An 18,158-nucleotide genomic window follows, 5' to 3' on the forward strand; every position below is an offset into this window, starting at 1 on the left:
TCGGAATGGGCCGCCCGCTACGGAGCGGACCATCAGGCGGCCAGGAACCTGCGAGCCGAAATGGCCGCCCTGCAACGCGCGATCTGGGACGAGATCTCGCGCATCGCCGAGAGCTACAAGAGCGAAGTGCAGATTGCGAAGAGCCAGGAAGAGTCGATCGACCGACGGATGGGTGAGGTCTTCCAGCAATCGGCCTCGACGCGACAGTCGCAGGTACGCCTGCGTGAACTGGAGACGGCGGCCAACACCTATCGCGGCATCTACGAGACTTTTCTGTCCCGCTTCACCCAATCGGTGCAGCAACAATCCTTTCCCTCGACCGAGGCGCGCGTCGTCACCGTGGCGTCGGCTCCTACCTCGCCAAGCTCTCCCAAGGTCAGCCTGACACTCGCATTGGCCGGGATCTGCGGATTGGGTCTCGGGGTGATGTCGGCGTTCGCCCGCGAACGGATGAACCGTCAGATTCACACGCGCGCGGAGCTCGAAGCCCTGCTGGGAACCAGCTGCCTTGCGGTTCTGCCGGCTTTCGCCCAGAAGAAACCAATGCTCCGAAAACCGCAGGGCGCGACCAGGCACTCCGCGGCAATTCGGCAGATCAGCGAAGTCGCCCCGTTCTCGGCCACCGCCGAGGCATTGCGATACATCAAGGTCGCAATCGACCTGCACCCGACGGGAGGCAAGGTCATCGGGATTGTCTCGGCACTGCCCGGCGAAGGAAAGACCACGGTTGCGGCCGGTTTCGCGGCTTTCCTGGCCAAGAGCGGCGCTCGCACGCTGCTGATCGACGCGGATTTGCGAAACCCATCGATGAGCAACACACTGGGCTACCGGGATGCGCCCGGGTTGCTCGACATGGTCGCGGAAAAATCGTCCTTCGATGATCTGGTCATCACCGACTCGACATTCAAATTCGATTTCCTGCCATCCTCGACGCGGATCAAGCCTTCCAACAGTTCCGACATCCTGAACTCGCCGGCGACGAAGCAGATGTTGAAGGCAGCGAAGAACGACTACGACTATGTCCTCGTTGATCTGCCCCCCATTCTTCCGGTCGTTGACGTCAAGGCCGCGGCTCATCTGTTCGATGCCTTCGTGCTGGTGGTCGAGTGGGGAAGCACGGCGGCTGACGAAATCCTCAAGGCCGTGGCGGCCTCGCCTATCCTGTCCGAGCGTCTCTTGGGCGCAGTGCTCAACAAGGCGGATGAGGTCGTCATGCGCCGCTTCGAAGGATATTCGGACCGGCACTACAACTACTACACCGATGAAAAGATTTCCGCCGAGGTCGGCTAGGTCTTGGCTCCCGCGCCAAAGCCAAAGCTTTCCGTTGGATCGCTGGTCCGGCGAAGCCTCACGTTACTCGTCGGCTGCGCGGGGCTGGCGTGGGGAATTGCGAATGCGCCCCGGGGGGAGATCGCCGACGAACTTCTGGACAGCGAGGCTCGCCTGCTGAGCTTCGAAACCTTCAGTCGCGCTACATCGATCAGCACGCTGGAAAGTACCGTGGCGCAGAATATGGATCGCTGCGATAATCACGCTCAGCACGTCCTGATGCTCCTGGAAATTCCGCTGGCGGACGCCGCGCTTCGATCCGGAGCCGTCGGGGAATTCGATCAGCGTCTCCGCTCGCTCGAGGCTCGCGCCAGACAGACACTCGGCTGCGCGCCACGCGATTCGTTCGTTTGGCTAATGCTGTTCGGCCTCGAAACCGAGCATGGAATGCTGGACCAGCATACCTTCGACCTGCTCGAGATGTCTTATGACACCTCGCCGAACGAGGCCTGGATCGCCATGCGCCGGATCACCGTGGCAATACCGGTCGTTCTGTTTGCGCCCGCACCGATCCAGCAGAAGATCCTGGACGAATTTCAGAACCTCGTCGCGCACGGTTATGTTGAAATGACCGGCCGCTCCTATCTCAACGCCTCCGCCCGCAGTCGCGCCCTGCTTCAGTCGCGGATTGATCTGCTGGATCCGCGCAGTCGAAAGTCATTCGCTGACGCGGTGCAGAAGCTTGGTTCCTGAGGGGCCAGCTTGCCAAGGCGAGCCTGTTCTCCATGAACACCCGAGAATTCCCGGACAAGGAAGCCGCGGACCGTACCACTGAAGCATCCGAGCCTCGAGCAGACGACTCTGCCACCCACAGTATCCGCAATGGCGCCGCCATTTTAGTATTATCGTACCTGAAACGGTTCGAAAAACCGCCACAAAAATCCTAAAAAAAGCCTGAACCGCCCGGGCACGAATTACGACGCATGAAATGGGATGAAGCAACCGTTACCAATGCGATTGGTGCAACGCAAAATGTGTCCCAAATGGGACGGCACAAGAAACAGACAGGATCTGCTCACTTTGACGACAAACCATGGCATTGTCCGCAAAATTGGCGTGTTAAAATTCAGGTTAATGACAGCCTTGCTTATAATAGGAGCTTGCTCAATTTGTGCAGTGCCCCATAATTCGATAGAAAGGATGAAGGACGGGTAGCAAAGACCGAAAAAACGCTGGGGAGTTTTTTACTAGTTGTTTGGAGTACAGTGATGAACAGTTTGGCCGAGACACGTAGCGTTCTGCGAATTGGTGCAGACAGGTCACAGGCTCCGGTTGGAACTACAGCGAAGCGAATCGTCGACATTGCATTGGCGCTTTCTGGCATCTTGTTGCTGGCGCCCCTCCTGATCATCTGCTTCGTCGTCACGATTGTCACCTCGCCCGGCCCTGCCCTGTTTCGGCATCGGCGCGTCGGCTTCAATGGCAAGCATTTCGACTGCCTGAAATTCCGGACCATGGTGATGGATGCGCCCGAGCGCCTGCGCAGGCTTCTCGATGCCGATCCAGCGGCAGCTGCGGAATGGGCGGCAAATCGCAAATTACGGCATGATCCGCGCATTACCGCGATCGGTGCAATCCTTCGCAAGTCCAGTCTCGACGAGCTGCCTCAGCTGTTCAACGTGCTTCGCGGCGAGATGAGCATTGTCGGGCCTCGTCCTGTCACGGACGAAGAACTGGAGCGCTACACCAGTTCCGTCAGCGCGTACCTTGCCTGTCGGCCGGGAATTACCGGCCTGTGGCAGGTCAGTGGCCGCAGCACGACGACCTATAACAAGCGTGTTGCCTGCGACGCGTTTTATGCACGCAACTGGTCGATGGTCCTCGACGCAAAGATCATCATCGTGACGATCCCAGCGCTCCTGGTGACGGATAGCGCTTGCTGACTCGGCCAAAAGCTGAGCATCCGCAAACAGAGTATGAATGCGGGCGCCCTCGGTGCACGCGGATGTCTGTGCGCCGGACGACCCGGCCGCTGCCGGTAGATTTCTGACTGATCGAACCCCGCGCGGAAGCAGCGCCAACTGACGCCGCGGCGCAAAGCCGCCGGCCTCGCAAGGCCCCATCAGAAGCCCTCCGCAAAAGACAGGCTCGGCCTCGGATTGGGGACCGTCAAGCGGTCCATCCAGACCGCCCGGAGGCACGGCTTGAGAGTTGATGAGGCCAGGTCATTTCCCAAGCCATGGCTTAAAGTAAATATGAACCATGCGGCTTCAACAACGGGATCCGGCCATGAGATTGCTCACTTCTTCCCTCCGAGTTACTGATCGCTTGATTTATTGTGAAAGACAGATGGCCAATCTTCAACCGGTCGACCTGAAAGCTCGATCCACGTCCGCTCGCACGAGCAGAAAAATCGTGATCGGACTGCTCGGAGGGCTGATCGTATCGGTGATGATCGTATGGGTCGGCTTCCTCGGCTGGGGCGTCGTGGAAGCGCTGAAGAAGATCGCAGCCTTCGTCGTCAGCCTCTGGACATCGGTGTCGTAGCCTTTGGGCAGGTAACTATTTTGCAACCGGGCCTTGAATATCCGCCTCTGATGATTTCTTGATTGGTGGTTTCCTGCTTGGCCGACCGGCAACTCGGGCCGCACCGCATTCCCGGAGAATCGGACGAATGAAAAATATTCTTGTCGCGGGCGGAGCCGGCTACATCGGATCGCACACCTGCCTCGATTTGTTCGACAAGGGCTTCACACCGATTGTCTACGACAACCTCTCCAACGGCCACGCCGAGTTTGTCAAATGGGGGCCGTTGGAGATTGGCGATATCAGGGACCGCAAGAGGCTGGATGAGGTGCTGCGCGAATATCAGCCGCAGGCGATCATTCACTTTGCCGCAGCGATCGAAGTCGCCGAGTCGGTGCGCGACCCCGGCGCCTACTATGACAACAATGTCGGCGGAACCATCACCTTGCTTCGGGCCGCGCAAGCGGCGGGCATCAATAAGGTCGTTTTCTCGTCAACTTGCGCCACATACGGAATTCCGTGCTCAATTCCCATGAATGAGACGCACGCCCAATCGCCGATCAATCCCTACGGTCAGAGCAAGCTGATCGTCGAGCAGATCCTGCGCGACCTCGATCGCTATCAAGGCTTTTGCTCGGTCATTCTGCGCTACTTCAACGCCGCCGGCGCCGACCCTGCGGGACGAATCGGCGAATGGCATTCGCCCGAGACGCACGCCATACCCATCGCTTTGGAGGCCGCTTTGGGGCGCCGGCCCCATTTCCAGGTGCTGGGCTCCGATTACGACACCCGCGACGGGTCCTGCATTCGCGACTTCGTCCATGTTCTCGATCTCGCCGACGCGCATACCCGCGCGGTCCAACATCTCCTGGACGGCGGCGCCAGTCACGCGCTGAACCTTGGTACCGGTCATGGAACGACGGTGAAGGAGTTGGTGGACACCGTTCGGGGTGTGGTCGGGAAAGATTTCGAGGTCAAATATGGGCCGCGCCGCGAAGGCGATTCGCCGGCGCTTGTTGCCGACAATGCACTGGCCAGGGCGACGCTCGGCTGGTCTCCCCGGCACGATCTTCAATCGATCATCGAAACGGCCTGGAACTGGCACGCCAACCACCTGCCGACCTGACAAGGCAAAAGCCTTTCGCACGCCGCCTGTCAAGATTGGAACACGGAGCGGCCTGCTGCATTACTCCGCCTGATGAGCGGAACAAATCTTGCGGCGGAGACGGGGCTCAAGAAGCGTGCTTGGCAAATCGCCAAATGGTCAAACCCCAACCATCAAATAACTCCGCAGCATAGCGAAGATTTAACCTAACGCGGCGACACTCCGCCCATGGATAGCGCGTGCCTAGACCTTCGTATTTCACTCGATCAAGGTGGTTATTTCATGACTGTGGCGCGACCAATTTTAGCAATCCTCGCACTCGCCGTCGTTGCCAGCTGCCTTTCTTCAGGCCGCGCCGATGCGCGCAACCGGCCTCAGCAGGATTCCAACCCACTCTCGCCGATCATGGAAGGCTCGCCCACCTTGGCGCCATTCCAACACGTCCGCTTTTGCCGTCGCTATCCCGACGATTGCAGGTCAGACCCGGCGGCAATCGAGCGCATCGAACTCAGCGCCGAAAATACCGAGCTCTTGAAACGCATCAACCACGACGTCAACACGTCCATTGCGCCGACGGTCAAAAGCTACGGCACCGACCTCGCCGACGGCTGGGTGATTGCGCCGGTTGCAGGAGACTGCAACGACTATGCCGTCACCAAACGGCACGATCTCCTGCAGAGCGGCCTGCCGGCGAGGGCCCTGCGGCTGTCGGTGGTCAAGACGTCATCGGGAATCGGACATCTCGTCCTTGTCGTTGCAACGACCAAAGGCGATATCGTGCTCGACAATCTGACCGAGGCGCTTCGTCCCTGGCAAAGCACGGACTATCACTGGCTGAAGATCCAGTCGGCCGCTGACGCCAGGTTCTGGTACGAGGTCAAGACCGCCGCCGGGCCATCGGTGTCGCAGCTTGATCGAAGATTGCGCTTGGCTGATCGGTAAACGACGCCGTTCGCCGGCTCGAAGGGCTTCAATTCTACAAGGGCTTCAATCATACCTTGAACCTCGACCTTCGGTCCGGGCCTGAACTAGCCCAACTTGCGCAGTTTGAGGTCAGTTTCGGCAATTCACAGGCGTCGACGTGAGTCGGATCAACGGGTTAATCGGCGCGGAAGGCCGATTTGCGCGTGTAGTGACGACCTAGGGTATTTTCTTCCGCCCCAGAGGTGGTTCTGATGGCGCATGTACCTGCGCCACACGATTCGCAAGAAGGACGGCAAGGTCCACCGCTATTGGTGCCTGGTGCGGAGCGTTCGTGTCGGTCGGCGGGTGATCAACAGACGGTGGCACATCTCGGCGAGCTTGACGAGCATGGTCGGATCGAAGCGCGTGCGTTGGCGCATCGGCTGATCGGGGCTCCCGAGCAAGCGCGGCTGTTCGACGACGGCAGCGCGGATGTGACGGTGCCGGTTCGGTTCGTCTGAAGAGCATTGCGATCGAGCGCTCGCGTCGATTCGGCGATGTTTATCTCGCGCCGACGCTGTGGCGCGGCGTCGGTCTGGAGGAGCTGTGCGAGCGGCTGCTGCCACCCGGGCAGGAACGGATTTCCTGGGCCAAGATGGCAGCCGTGCTGGTCGCGGCGCGTTTCTGCGAGCCGTCGAGCGAGCTGCACATTGCCGAGGACTGGTATCGCCGCACGGCGCTGTGCGACCTGCTTCAGCTCGGCGACGAGGAGGTCAACAAGGACCGGCTCTACCGCGGCCTCGACCACCTGCTGGTGCACAAGGCGGCGCTCGAGGCGCACCTGTCGCAGCGCTGCGGCGAGTTGTTCGCAATTCAGAACGACGTGCTGCTCTACGATGTCACCAGCACGTATTTCGAAGGGCAGGCGGAAGCCAACCCGCAGGCCAGGCGGGGCCACTCGCGAGATCACCGTCCTGACTGCAAGCAGGTGTGCATCGCGCTGGTGGTAACGTTCGACGGCTTCCCCCTCGGTTACGAGGTGTTCGCCGCCAACACCAACGATTCACGGACCTTGCAGACCATCGTGGCGACCATGGAGGCACGCCATGGCGTGGTGGGACGCGTCTGGATCACCGATCGCGCCATGGCGAGCGCGAAGAATCTCGCATGGCTGCGCGAGACCGGCCGACGCTACATCATCGGGGCGCCGAAGTCGGAGCTCAAGAAGTTCGGCGCCGAGCTTGCTGCCGCGGCCGGCTGGCGCACCGTGCAGGCGGGCGTCGAAGTCAAGCTCGCGCGCCATCCCGAGACCGATGAGATTGTGATCCTGTGCCGCTCGGCCGATCGACGCAGTAAGGAACGCGCGATGCACGACCGTTTCAGCGAGCGGATCGCGGCAGCGCTCGAACGGCTGGCGGCGCGCATCGCCCGGTCGAAGAAGCATCTCGACCCGGCGCCGATCAACCGCCAGATCGGCCGCCTCCTTCAGCGCAACCAGCGCGCCGCCGCCCGCTTCGCCATCGCGCTGGAGCCGGACGGCTGCCCGGCTGGCGTGCGCTTGTGTGTAACCTGCAATGACGCTTTCGACGACTGGGCTGCGATCTCCGAGGGTGCCTATCTGCTGCGCTCCAACATCGCCGACTGGAACGATCAGCAGCTATGGAAGGCCTACATCCAGCTGACCCAGGCGGAAGCCGCGTTCCGCATCCAGAAAGACCAGCTCAACGTCCGGCCGATCTGGCACCAGCGCGAAGACCGCGTCCAGGCCCACATCCTCGTCTGCTTCCTCGCCTTCGTGATGTGGAAGAGCCTCGAGATGTGGCAGCAGCGCGCCGGTCTTGGCAACTCGCCACGCACGATCCTCGAAGAGCTCGCTCGCATCCAGTCGCACGATGTCGTGCTTCCGACCACAACGCACGGTCAGATCCGTCTGCGCTGCGTCACTCACCCCGACCCTGCCCAGGCGGCGCTTCTCGATCGGCTCGGCCTCGTCCTGCCCAAACGCATGCGCATCGCCGAGCAGGCCGCGCCACCGCTCGCCGCGATCGCCTGAACATCCAACTTCACCAGAAATGTAGTGGCGACTTTTTCGCTAAGGCATTGATTTGTCCCGCCCCGGCTATCGACTTTGCGCAAGTTGGGCTAGCCGAAACGAACGCTTGCACGCTCGTATTGGGGAGCCACCGGTGATCCGGCGGCTCTTGCCAACCCGCATCCCAACAGGATGGCAAAAACGATCAGATAACCGGGGATCTGCAGCGAGAAATCGATCGTCGCGTGCAGATAGGTCAAGACCACAATTCCCGCGATTGCGGACAGCGAGCTGCGGCTTCGATCCTTGGACCTCAGTGCGGCTTGCACGAGGATGATGAGGGATGCGACCGCGGCAATCAGCACCATCGCCGCCATTGGGATGCCCATCTCGACCGCGATTTCGAGGATCGTCGAGTGAGCGAAATCCCAAACCCCCCAACCGGGGAAATTATCCGGACGAAGCGAGGGAAATAGATCTGCGAAGGTCCCCGCGCCCGCGCCGAGCAGCGGCCGCTGGCGGATGGATTCGATGCAGAGCCCATAGACAGACCATCGCGCGCCGTCGAACAGCCCCTGGCTTCCGATTCGACCGATCCCGCTGAGCCAGGCTGCCATCACCGCCAGGGTCGCAAGCCCTCCAGCGAGAGCGTACCAGAACCTGGGCTGCAGCCGATTGGCGATCATCAGGCTGATTGCGACCAGCACGCCGAGCGAGCTGCAGATCAGCCCACCGCGCGAGCCAGTCAGGAGCAAGGCAAAGAAGCAGATCAGAGCGGCCGCCGACTGAAGGATGACCTTGAACGCGACATGTTCATTGGAGGGGACCAGCAGCAGCAGTCGCAACGACCCGGTTCGAAATGATTGCAGCGTAATATACACCGAGCAGAACCACAGAATCACGCCGCTGCCAATGAATGTCGCCGCAGTGTTGTGATTGACAAAGCTTGCGGTCAGGCTGCCGCGGTAGGCCAGCTTTGGCGCCCATAGCAGCATATTCGGCGTGAGCACCAGCGCGATCAGACCATAGAGCGCATAAAGCAGAATCGAATACTGTGCGACCAGCATCAAGAGGTCGCCTTTCCGCCGCGAAGTACCGACGAAGAAGCCGCTGACGAACGCGGTCAACAGCAGCAGGAAATGCCCGATCGCTATCGGAGGAATCTCGGCGCGGCTTGAAATGCGGGGCGCAGCGTCGAGACCGAGAAGGTTTTCAGCCCGCTGCCAGATTGGATCGCTGAGCTGGTCGAAGAGCCGCGGCGCGACCTGCACGATCGCCACCAGCGCGTAGGCCAAACACAGCGCCAGGAAGACGAACAGGATGCGGCTCTGCCGGCCATTGAGCGGCGCCGCGACGCCGCACAACGTGCTGACCGATAGCAGGACCGTCCAAATCGCAATCCAGAGCTGGTCTACCGATCCGAAGACCAGCGGCGCCAGACAGAGCACCGCGATCGTCAGCCTGAACTGGATCGAGTTGAGCGTCTCGACCGGGAACTTCATATGCAGACGGCCAATCATTGCGGCACGACCGAGCGTTCAGGTTGAGCCTACCATTTGGTCTTCTCGGCAGCGTTCACGCCCGTCACCGCCGTCGACACATTCGAGGTCGTGGCCGCCGTGTTGTTGATGAGCGTCAGCAGCTTGTAGTAGTCCACCACCCTGGCATTGGCTACGTACATGACGTCTTTGGTTCGCATCTGAAATCCGGAAGCCAGCAAATAGCCAGACGGATCACGAAGATTGACGTGATAGATGGTCGGAATCCTGTCGTAGGTAAACTTGGTGGTATCGACGCCAAGCCTCTCCAGGAAATGCCGATCTTCGTACCGATAGACGAACACCTCGGCGGGATCGGACTGATTGTCGTTGAGCCCGCCCGCCTTGCCGATCGCTTGCGACAGCGTCAGCGTCTCGACGTCGAACGGTATCTCGGAATTGAATCCGAATACATTCTGATTGAGCGCGCCAAGCGCCGTAAATGTAGGCGACTCATGGGTCAGGAAAATCACGTCATTCGGACGAATGAAGATGTTTTCGCGCGGATCGTGCACCACGCGGCTCAACAGCACCCTGACGCGCTTGCCGTCGCGCTGCAACGTCACATAGCTCTCGATCGCCTCGAACTTCGGACCACCGGCGCGCGCGATCAGCGCCAGCAGCCGCTCGCCGACGCTGTTGAGGGCCAGCACGCCGGGCGTGTTGACGTCGCCCAAAACGCTCACAACGCTCGAATGCTGCTGATTGAGGCTGACGACGACCTGTGGCTCGATCGCGCGATTGCGCAGCCGGGCGACGATCGCCTGCTGGATATCCGGCAAGGTACGCGCGGCGGCCGGAATTTCACCGGCGTAGGGCACATAGATGCTGCCCTTCTGGTCGACAGCCTGAGCCGGCAAGTCGACGAAGTTGCCGGGGCGTGCCCCAGCGGCGGTCGCCGGCGTGAACAGGCCGCCGGGCGCCGCTTCGAAAATCGATATATTGAGGACGTCGCCCACGCCGACGACCTGTTCCGGTTTCGGGCGCTTGTCGGGGAACTCACCCTGGAAGCTGACGACATTGGGCTGCGACAAAAAGCCGATCGTATCGGCACTCACGTCGACCAGCGCGTAAGGCAGGGCCGTATTGGAACGCAACCCGGCCGTAGCCAACGCCTCAACGGCATCACTTTTGGGACCCGTTGCCGGCAGAAGCGAACAAGCTGGCAGCAACACGATGGCGAACATCGCCAAAAGCGCCGAATAAGCTCGCCTGGACACCGCGATGTGCGGGGAAATACGCATTATCAAAAGCCGCCCCTCAGGTGCCCACAAAATGCGCAATACGACTTAATCGTCGCAAAGCTGCCCAGGAAGTTCCAACCCTGCGAGACCTTACAGGGCGACTCCCTTGCATCAAAGAGTGGCATGCCCTGCAAACTTCGGTTTTGCGCCACAAGTTGCAATCGGGCCACAGTTGGGTTGCCCAAACATCTCCGGGAAAAACAACAAGTTATGACAAAGTCCTGAGGCTTGATAATGGGATACTGCTGGTCCCGCGACGAATTGGCAGCCAAAGCCGCGGGTCGCACGCCCATTCGGTAGAATCCAAGGTCGGGGGTGGAGCACCACTCGGGGAGCATCCTGTGAGGGGTTTGGCTGGCCGGGATTTGATTGAATCAAGCACTGGATTGCGTGCGTAGAAGGAGAATCGAAGTCCTCGTCAAACGCGTGGCGGCGAATCTCGGTACTATGGTGTGATAGCGCTCAATTAATTGCCGGCGAAGAGGAATAATGGATGGGATATGCCGCCATTGGGCTGGCCATATTGGGATTTGCGGTTGGGGCGGCGTTCCGATTCTACGCCCTTTTACCGATCATCGGGCTGACCCTTGTTTCCTCTGTCGCCTTTTCATTCCATGGCGGCTTCACCTTTCTGGAAACCGGCCTGACGATCATCGTTGCCCAATCCATCCTCCAAGGCTTTTATGTCTTGGGCTTGGTGGCGAGGGCGGCTTTCGATCGGACCAACGCGAATGATCCAGCGTCAGGCCCCCCACATCCCCCGCCGCGACGTTGACCCGCTGGAACCCGGTCAGGGCTTTTGACACTCGGAATAGAACTCCCCGTTCGCCGCGTCGGTTCGTTCGAGGCATTGCGCGAGATCCGTGATCTTGCCGGCGACAGTGAAATCAAATCCCTGATCCTTCAGGACCAGGGCATAACGGCCGGCCGGCAGCGCAAAATCGGGCTTCTCGGACTGGACCAGTAGCATTTCCGGATTGCCAGCAATTGGGCGCACTCTCAATTCGTAGGCCACATTGCGGATGTTCCAGGCGTCCATGACCGGTGAAAAGCCGGGTTTGCCATTGGCGTCGAACGTCAGGGCGCGGACCACCCGGGCAATGACCCGAACATCGATCCGATCGGGCGCATTCCCGGCAAGATCGCGGCGAAACAGGATGAAGCGCACTTTACCATCGGGAAGCGTGGTGTGGCTTGGTTGCGTGACCGGCGCGGACATCGCGATCCGCTTGTCAGGCACTCGCCCGGGCAGAAGCTGGAGTTCGCTGAGTTGGCCGCCGTTCAGGGCATAGATTCCGTAATCGCCCGGCACCGGGAATGGGAGCGGGCTGGGTAAGACCGCGCCAGGTTTGACCTCGGCCGTCGCGGCGGCCCGCGAGGCGTCCGCACCCGGCGGCGCAGCAGCCTGCTTTGCCGCCTTCGCCGAGGTCAGCTGCGACACGCGATCGCCCAAGACCTGCAGTCTATGGTCGTAGTACACCGCGCCGACGATCACGCCAGCCAGCGATAGCCCGACACAGGCAAGCACCAGCATCGGCACCAACGTCCGCGCTCTTGCGCTTCCGGCCGGCTGGACGCCGGCGTGCAGGTAGACCCTCTGCGGCAGCAGAATGTCTTCCCGCGCCGGGGTGACTGGGCCAACGGTCGCAACCGCGGTGGACGGGGGACCACCCGGCGACGTACCCCCTCCGATCCGCGCAGCCGGATGGGACGAAACCCGTTCGATGTCCTCGCGACGAACCGAAAAATCTTCCACCCCCTGAATCGCCGTCTCCAGCGCATCCAACAGCCGCAGTTGTTCGGTCTCGTCCGACCGCGACGTATCGAGCTTCAGCCTGGCGCGCGCAAATTCGTAGATTGTCATGCGCAACTGTGCGGGATCATCCTGCACCGTGTTGATCATCCGCTGCAGAATCAGGGCGTATTCGACCTCCTGCGCATGCGGCGAGATCATCTTGTCCTGATCGATCTTCGGAAATTCCGGTTTCATTTCCGCTTCAGGCTGATCCACAAGCCACCCGCTCTAATCATGTAATCGCCTGATAGAACAAGATTTTCTCAAGCGTTCCGCGCTCCAGGACGGCGGAGCGCGCCGGTTAGACAGCAAACGAGCGCCTCGCACAACCGCCATGAAGGCTTCTGCGGTCCGCGTCAATTGCCGGCATTGGCTTGGCGAACGCACGGGTTCGAGTCTATTGTGCATCCGATCAGACGTCATCTGAATCATCTGACGACGGTTTTTTCCAAGGACCACGATATGTCGCACGTCACCAAGTTCGCTGTTGCTACACTCTTTGTTGCGCTCGCCGGCATATCAGAACCGGCATCGGCGCGCGGGCACCTTTATCCGCTGACGCCCTGCGGACCCGATCTTGCACAACTCTGCCGGATCCATGGCTACTTCGATTCACCGCCCTTCCACTACAATTTGGCGGTCTATCCCGGCTGTATCAAGACGGTCGCGGTCGAGACCCCCCAGGGCATCGAGCGCCGCCGCGCCATTGTCTGCGGGGCACCGCAAAGGGAAATGATCTGGTGGTGGTGAGGAGCTGACCACGAGATCGGATCGATTTGATCCGATCTCGGACGACCGTCTCTGCGGCTATCTGCCGGTTCCGTTGGGCAAGCCCATGTTGCCGGTTGGCGGCTGCGCCGGCGCGTTCCTGATCCGCCCGTTGTTGACCGGGCCCTGATTGACGCCCCGGGGCGAATATGCGCCGGTATCCCGCACAAGATTGCCGTAGACATCCCGGTGGATCGAAATACCGGGCTGCGCCGGCGCCAAATGACTCCACGCCGTCAGACACACCACCGCCCATCCAATTCTCATGGCACCCTCGCTTCGGGACTTCCTCACAGCGAGCCATACGCCGCGACCACACACCCTGCGATCAAAGCTGGAGCTTTACGCCATGGAATGGGTACTTTTCGTTTCTCTGCAGTGGATCGTCTACGGAAGCCCGACTCAACCAACCACGCAACAGATCCAATCGTTCCCCTCGCAGGAGCTTTGCGACAAGGCGGCCGATGCGCTCAGGAACGAGATCAATGCGCCGCTGGGAGCCGGACGGATCCAGACCGTCGGCCGCGTGGTTTGCCTGCTGCGCAAGGACAAATAGCGCCGGCGTCCCGGATCGCAATGCGATTAGCTTGGATCGCCATCGCGCTCTCAGATTTCGATTGGGCACGATCTCCGCGCAAACGCGTTCCGCGTTTGTCGCAAGGGAAACCGCTATGCTCCCAGCGGGTCGCAGCCCGAGGGCATGTTTTTTCCGGATCATGCGCTGGCGGAAGCGACGACGCTGATCGCCAGAGCACGCCGCGCTGGCGGCGGCCCGCCCCGGTTCAGGCCATCAACCGATCGGGCGTCACCTGCCACCAATCGCATATCAGCTTCTGGCGACCCTTGAATGGCGCAGCGAGATCGGCAACCGGTCGTTCCTGGACCGGAACTGCCGCCTCGATCTTGCTGATGGCACGCGCGCCTTCCAGCGCCTCTCGCTCGCCGCCGAACCGATAGCTTTCGAAGCCGCGATAGTTCGGCATCATGTGCTGAAAGCCCAGATGCGCCAGCCAACCGAGCTGCAGCAACTCGTTGACCGACAAGTCGACGCGGATTTTACCCTCGGCTGGCGCCTTTCGCCTCACGCCCGCGGCATGGCCCTTGAGCCAGCAGGCTTCGCCGATGGCGTCGCCAAGCACCCAGAGCTGCGCGTGATAGGGATCGGTCGAGCTCCGACCCCGCGCGAAGCGCCCTCGCGTGCCGAGCGCCTTGACCGCGGCCATGGCCTTCTCGACGGATGCGGGCACCGTCCCACCCTCGAGCGCGCAATGGGAGCTCACTCCCCTTGCCATCTCGCGCATCGCCTCTTCGACGCCATGGCGCCGTCCGCGTTCGAAATACGAGCGCGCGCAGGACCATGCCACCACCATCAAGCCGGCGACCAAACCGGCCAGCACAAAAAGAATGTCCACGGCCCATGCCCCCAAAACGCAGGCCCCGAAGATCCGGGTACGTCACGGCCAGAGCTTAGGATGATTTGGTTAATGGAGTAGAACCGCCTGCCACGGACGTGACGATCCCGCACGCCGCGGCTGGCGCTCCGCCGTCGCGGAGTGATGCGTCAGGATGGACCGGGCGGAGCAACGTAAATGACCGGGCTGACATACAGCCGGCACTGGAAGAACGGGCCCCAATTTGCCGCCGGATAGATAGAGCTCATCGGCGACAGCTGATTGCTGTGAGTATAGTCGTAATGCAGCCAGTAGCCGCAAGAGTGATGATGCCTGTGGGCATAGCCTCGCGCAGCCGATGGTCCCGAGGTCGCCGCAAGCACAAGGGCGGCCGCGACTGCAATCGATCCCAGTTTCATGAAGCGCCTCCGAAAAACAGGCAGCTGCGCAAGCGCGTGCAAGCCTTGCTGTGATGATGGCACAGTGATTCCGCCGCAACAAGGCGCAACGTGCCCGCTGCTGGCTGGATTTTCCCTGAGCAGCGCAGGCAGGGCGGCCGACCGCCACTGACTCCCCGGAAGGCCCGCGGAGCCCGCTTCCGCGGTCCGCCCGACGACAAACGATTGACGCGACATCCGGCCGTGACGACAATCGCGGGCCATGGATCGGCTTCGCAACCGGGAGTCCCGGCGGCCGGGATTCACTTCCCGCGCTTGCGGCCATGCTGCTGATCTGCTTCCTGGCGAGCTTCACCATGTCGGGCCGAACGCCGTGGTTGCGCAGGTGGCCCGCGCAGAACCGAGCCGGCCCAAACCACACGCCGGGCCTTTCCATCCCTTCGTCCCCTGCTGCCGATCGCCCGGTTCCGGAATTAACCTGCGCGGCGGACATCAAGCTTAACGAGCGGATGTCATTGCCGCCGTTGCGGAAATCGCTAGCGTAACGGCGCCGACATTGCCCTTCGTCGGTGTCATGCCACGGAGCCGTCGGGCGATCATATTCCGCTCGACGGCTGCGCTTCTGCCAAATCCGGTGTCAAGTCCGGCGGATGAATAGTGGAGCAAGAGACACAATTCCATGAAGCTCGAGCGATCGACGACCTGGAAAGAACTCTGGCATCTCTGGACCGTGATCGTTCCGCGGCGCTCGATCAACGGCCGGCTGGTCTACGGCAAGGTCTGGCGGCGTCACGATGGACGCCGCTGGATCTACAAGAAGTTCGTCGAGTACGCGCACCCCGACGATTGAGCGATCGACCGCACCGGGATCTCGACCCGTCACGCCGATGCTCTCAAGCCGCGGCAGGCGCTTGCGCCTCGACAGATTGCGCGACCTCGGCGCGGGTTGCGAACCAGACATCGCTCTTGGCCTTGGCGTGACGGATGACCTCCTCCAGGATCCAAATGCGCGAACGCGGCGTGATGATGTGCGGATGCTTCGTGGGCTGAAACAGTCCGCCGGACGCATGGGCCGCATCGAGCTCGCGCAGGAAAATATCGAGCACGTCCTTTGGTGGCGTGTACGGCCGCAGCGACTGAGAACCGTTTATCATGAAATAGACCGCGTCGTCGCGGATCCATTCCGACCGGCATCTCGACGATGCCGGTCGATTGGCCGTCGAGCAGCAGATCGTAGCAATCCTCATCGGCCATCGGCGATGAATCATAAAGCAGGCCGAGCTCGGTCTCGATGCGCAGCGTGTTGGATCCCTCGGTCCAGTTGCGACACACAGCCGACATCGAGCACCGCAAAGATCGCGCGATACTCGGCGGTCGGCTTCGTCCTTGGTGACGTAGCCGCGCGCCAGCACGGTCCGAAGCAGCCCAAGGTGCGGCTCTTCGGCAGCATCGGCGGCATGGCACACCTCGCCATGCGAAGCGTCGCCCGGGCTCCGGCCGGATGTTCCGGCACATCGAGGACAGGCGCGGGGGATCGAAGGGTTTTGGATAGATCTGAATTGAGTTCTAAATGCTCAAGGAGATCAGGTGTGAATGCCTGTCTGGATCCGCGCAAAGATGGCGCAGTCGGCTGAGGAGAGGCGATCTGGCCTGGGCTGTTAGCCGCCTGCGGGTGACGGCCAGGGTCTGCACGATCCCTCTCCAAAGCAATCAACTTGGTGCTGTCGTTTCCTGCGCCTGCCCAGTGGCATTAGCGGTTGCTCCGTGCTCTCCTCGGTGACCATCGCTTGGTTGCTACCGTCATCGGCGTGATGCGAAGCATCATCGCCAACTTGGAGCCCTGCATCAGAGCGCCAGAACCACACGGCTTGGCCGTCTGCGTGAACCGCGCCCGTCTCGCGTCAACCGCATCGCACCGAACGTCGGTGACGACCGCGAAACGGCCCTCTGATTGAGACGCCACCCGATACTAGATTTGATTAAAGTAACCGCGAAGCGAAAAAAATTCGCAATGGGACTGGAGGTGTGGAATCAAAATCGAGCAAAATCGACGATTTGGCCAGCGCGCAACTTGCTCCACCCGGTCATTGCGGGGGACGATAGCGGGGGCAACGACGAGCCCGCGGAACCCGCTTCGTTAACCGTGGATATGCTTGGCTAGGCCAGACCGAGAGGCAAACTACGCCGGAATTGCATCCCGACCGGTCATGCAATCAGATCGAAATGCCAATGCGCGGTGGGGGGCTCAACGTGGGTACCACCTCCTCCATGGGCTCCGTCCCCGCTTGGCTCTTGATGGAAACCGTCCAAATGAGCCTGCATTGGAGCGGGCTGCGGAAGAACGCCGACCGGTCCATCACCCTGGTGATCTTGATGGAAAGAGAAGCCATCCAGGTGCCAAGCTGGAGCTCTGTTCATCGCACCGCTTCGGTACGATGCGTTATTTGTCTCGGCAGCACTCAAATCTTGGAAACTGAAATTATCCGAGTGCACTGCCGCCGTAGTAGCGTTCGCTACAACCGTCGCGCCGCCAGCGGGCGGGACGCCGATAATACCATCGCCGTTGAGGTCATGTTGGAAACTGACCTCGTAGGTTTCCAATGCCGCGCTTGTGCCTGAAAGAGTGCCGGACTGAGAGAGATAGTTACCGTTACTGTCTGTATTCCATATGATGAAGGAATTGCCGTCCTGCCAGGCGACTTCATAGCCGGTCGACGTCTGTGCAGCGGCGACCGGCAACCAGGGACCCTCTTGGCCCGCCACGACGGGCGCGCCGTTCAGCTGCAGATGCGGCCCGGCTCCGCTACTGTTTTCAAGCGCGTACTGATCGGCGACCGCGACCAGCGAGGTCGTACCATTGGATTCGATCAAGGTCGACGTGACGCCGATCGTCCCGTCGCCATTGAGATCATGCTGGAAAACGGTCTCGGCAATTTCCAGTCCGGTGCTCGCGCCCGAGAGAATACCGGACTGAGAAAGATAGTTGCCGTTACTGTCGGTGTTCCAGATGATGAAAGAATTGCCGAGCTGCCAAGCGACTTCGTAGCCGCTCGCCGTCTGCGCGGCGGCAACCGGAGTCCAGCCGTCGAACGCGCCTGCGACGACGGCTGCGCCGTTCAGTTGCAGGTGCGGCCCATTTCCGCTGTTGTTCTCAAGCGCGTACTGATCGGCGACCGCGACCAGGAAGGT

At 61.0% G+C, this 18,158-nt stretch carries 19 protein-coding genes and 1 pseudogene; 12 read left to right on the plus strand and 8 right to left on the minus strand.

Annotated features, from left to right (window positions below):
• The 8 genes from WCB02_RS25535 to WCB02_RS25570 form a co-directional block, all read left to right on the plus strand.
• A partial coding sequence (locus tag WCB02_RS25535; RefSeq protein WP_423962539.1) for a polysaccharide biosynthesis tyrosine autokinase occupies window positions 1-1,290 on the plus strand: 1,290 nt, incomplete at its 5' end.
• Window positions 1,291-1,686: 396 nt separating this feature from the next.
• Window positions 1,687-2,022, plus strand: a complete 336-nt coding sequence (locus WCB02_RS25540; RefSeq protein WP_423962540.1) for a hypothetical protein — start codon at window positions 1,687-1,689, stop codon at window positions 2,020-2,022.
• A 515-nt stretch (window positions 2,023-2,537) separates the two neighbouring features.
• The gene (locus WCB02_RS25545; protein ID WP_423962541.1) at window positions 2,538-3,212 is read left to right on the plus strand and encodes a sugar transferase; all 675 of its coding nucleotides are present in this window, start codon (window positions 2,538-2,540) and stop codon (window positions 3,210-3,212) included.
• Between the two features lie 472 nt (window positions 3,213-3,684).
• A complete protein-coding gene (locus WCB02_RS25550; protein ID WP_423962542.1) occupies window positions 3,685-3,816 on the plus strand; it encodes a hypothetical protein in 132 nt (43 codons plus the stop codon).
• 127 nt (window positions 3,817-3,943) lie between these two features.
• Window positions 3,944-4,921, plus strand: a complete 978-nt coding sequence (gene galE, locus WCB02_RS25555; protein WP_423962543.1) for a UDP-glucose 4-epimerase GalE — start codon at window positions 3,944-3,946, stop codon at window positions 4,919-4,921.
• 402 nt (window positions 4,922-5,323) lie between these two features.
• On the plus strand, window positions 5,324-5,842 hold the full coding sequence (locus WCB02_RS25560; protein WP_423962544.1) for a transglutaminase-like cysteine peptidase: 519 nt from the start codon (window positions 5,324-5,326) through the stop codon (window positions 5,840-5,842).
• A 341-nt stretch (window positions 5,843-6,183) separates the two neighbouring features.
• Window positions 6,184-6,324 (plus strand): hypothetical protein, encoded by a 141-nt coding sequence (locus tag WCB02_RS25565; protein WP_423962545.1) that lies wholly within the window; start codon window positions 6,184-6,186, stop codon window positions 6,322-6,324.
• A gap of 11 nt (window positions 6,325-6,335) precedes the next feature.
• On the plus strand, window positions 6,336-7,856 hold the full coding sequence (locus tag WCB02_RS25570; protein WP_423962557.1) for an IS1634 family transposase: 1,521 nt from the start codon (window positions 6,336-6,338) through the stop codon (window positions 7,854-7,856).
• 89 nt (window positions 7,857-7,945) lie between these two features.
• Here WCB02_RS25570 and WCB02_RS25575 read toward each other — a convergent pair whose 3' ends face one another.
• Complete coding sequence (locus WCB02_RS25575) at window positions 7,946-9,355, minus strand: O-antigen ligase family protein (RefSeq protein WP_423962546.1); 1,410 nt, start codon at window positions 9,353-9,355, stop codon at window positions 7,946-7,948.
• Between the two features lie 29 nt (window positions 9,356-9,384).
• The gene (locus tag WCB02_RS25580; RefSeq protein ID WP_423962547.1) at window positions 9,385-10,617 is read right to left on the minus strand and encodes a polysaccharide biosynthesis/export family protein; all 1,233 of its coding nucleotides are present in this window, start codon (window positions 10,615-10,617) and stop codon (window positions 9,385-9,387) included.
• Between the two features lie 493 nt (window positions 10,618-11,110).
• On the opposite strand from WCB02_RS25580, the gene WCB02_RS25585 reads away from it, so the two are divergent.
• Window positions 11,111-11,392, plus strand: a complete 282-nt coding sequence (locus WCB02_RS25585) for a hypothetical protein (protein WP_423962548.1) — start codon at window positions 11,111-11,113, stop codon at window positions 11,390-11,392.
• A 15-nt stretch (window positions 11,393-11,407) separates the two neighbouring features.
• Here the strand turns inward: WCB02_RS25585 and WCB02_RS25590 are convergent, their stop codons facing one another.
• Window positions 11,408-12,607, minus strand: a complete 1,200-nt coding sequence (locus tag WCB02_RS25590) for a hypothetical protein (RefSeq protein WP_423962549.1) — start codon at window positions 12,605-12,607, stop codon at window positions 11,408-11,410.
• 267 nt (window positions 12,608-12,874) lie between these two features.
• Between WCB02_RS25590 and WCB02_RS25595 the strand changes: the two genes are divergently transcribed.
• Window positions 12,875-13,162, plus strand: coding sequence for a hypothetical protein (locus tag WCB02_RS25595; protein ID WP_423962550.1), 288 nt, complete (start codon window positions 12,875-12,877; stop codon window positions 13,160-13,162).
• Between the two features lie 57 nt (window positions 13,163-13,219).
• Here the strand turns inward: WCB02_RS25595 and WCB02_RS25600 are convergent, their stop codons facing one another.
• Window positions 13,220-13,447: a hypothetical protein gene (locus WCB02_RS25600; RefSeq protein ID WP_423962551.1), complete on the minus strand. Its 228-nt coding sequence runs from the start codon at window positions 13,445-13,447 to the stop codon at window positions 13,220-13,222.
• A gap of 82 nt (window positions 13,448-13,529) precedes the next feature.
• Here WCB02_RS25600 and WCB02_RS25605 point away from each other — a divergent pair, with 82 nt between their 5' ends.
• Complete coding sequence (locus WCB02_RS25605) at window positions 13,530-13,736, plus strand: hypothetical protein (protein ID WP_423962552.1); 207 nt, start codon at window positions 13,530-13,532, stop codon at window positions 13,734-13,736.
• Window positions 13,737-13,962: 226 nt separating this feature from the next.
• On the opposite strand, the gene WCB02_RS25610 is transcribed toward WCB02_RS25605, so the two are convergent.
• Together WCB02_RS25610 and WCB02_RS25615 are read right to left on the minus strand one after the other, a co-directional pair.
• Window positions 13,963-14,592 carry a hypothetical protein gene (locus WCB02_RS25610; protein ID WP_423962553.1) on the minus strand — a complete coding sequence of 210 codons (630 nt, stop codon included), beginning with the start codon at window positions 14,590-14,592 and terminating at the stop codon, window positions 13,963-13,965.
• 149 nt (window positions 14,593-14,741) lie between these two features.
• Window positions 14,742-14,990: a hypothetical protein gene (locus WCB02_RS25615; protein WP_423962554.1), complete on the minus strand. Its 249-nt coding sequence runs from the start codon at window positions 14,988-14,990 to the stop codon at window positions 14,742-14,744.
• Between the two features lie 658 nt (window positions 14,991-15,648).
• On the opposite strand from WCB02_RS25615, the gene WCB02_RS25620 reads away from it, so the two are divergent.
• On the plus strand, window positions 15,649-15,819 hold the full coding sequence (locus WCB02_RS25620) for a hypothetical protein (RefSeq protein ID WP_423962555.1): 171 nt from the start codon (window positions 15,649-15,651) through the stop codon (window positions 15,817-15,819).
• A 43-nt stretch (window positions 15,820-15,862) separates the two neighbouring features.
• On the opposite strand, the gene WCB02_RS25625 is transcribed toward WCB02_RS25620, so the two are convergent.
• Both WCB02_RS25625 and WCB02_RS25630 read right to left on the minus strand, forming a co-directional pair.
• Window positions 15,863-16,123 (minus strand): hypothetical protein, encoded by a 261-nt coding sequence (locus WCB02_RS25625; protein ID WP_423962556.1) that lies wholly within the window; start codon window positions 16,121-16,123, stop codon window positions 15,863-15,865.
• 1,051 nt (window positions 16,124-17,174) lie between these two features.
• Window positions 17,175-18,158, minus strand: a pseudogene (locus WCB02_RS25630) (protease); the annotation flags it as partial.

The sequence above is a fragment of the Bradyrhizobium sp. genome, from assembly GCF_049581145.1.
GTDB lineage: Bacteria > Pseudomonadota > Alphaproteobacteria > Rhizobiales > Xanthobacteraceae > Bradyrhizobium.